The sequence below is a fragment of the Desulforhabdus sp. TSK genome (assembly GCF_022836495.1).
In the GTDB taxonomy this organism is placed as follows: domain Bacteria; phylum Desulfobacterota; class Syntrophobacteria; order Syntrophobacterales; family Syntrophobacteraceae; genus Desulforhabdus.
Genome location: NZ_BQXM01000223.1, coordinates 1 through 303, shown reverse-complemented (window position 1 = coordinate 303; position 303 = coordinate 1). Strand labels below are relative to the sequence as shown.

The following is a 303-nucleotide window of genomic DNA, read 5'->3' as shown; positions in this document are numbered from 1 at the left end:
ATCCCGGCACGGGAAAGACCTTCCTGGCTCAATGCATCGCCCTGGCGGCATGCAACGCCAATTTCAAGGTCCTTTTCACAACCGCCATGGACATGATCAATCACCTGATCGCCGCCGAGGCCGACCATTCTCTCCTCAAGAAGCTCCAACACTATCAATCTCCGGACCTGCTTGTCGTTGACTTATGTTGAGTGTTCATTAATGTTGAGAAATCTCTGTGGAACTGGATAAATAGAGGGTAAAGAGTCAGCGGACTACACATTAGTGACGGCGAACCTCCTGAGGGTCTTCTCATTTTGAAAG

General features: G+C 49.8%; 1 protein-coding gene. It reads left to right on the top strand.

Features of this window, described 5'->3' with window-relative positions; translation table 11 throughout:
- Positions 1-191 (top strand): ATP-binding protein (locus MWC30_RS22180; RefSeq protein ID WP_244086355.1); only part of this gene is annotated, 191 nt, incomplete at its 5' end.
- Between the last annotated feature and the right edge of the window lie 112 nt (positions 192-303).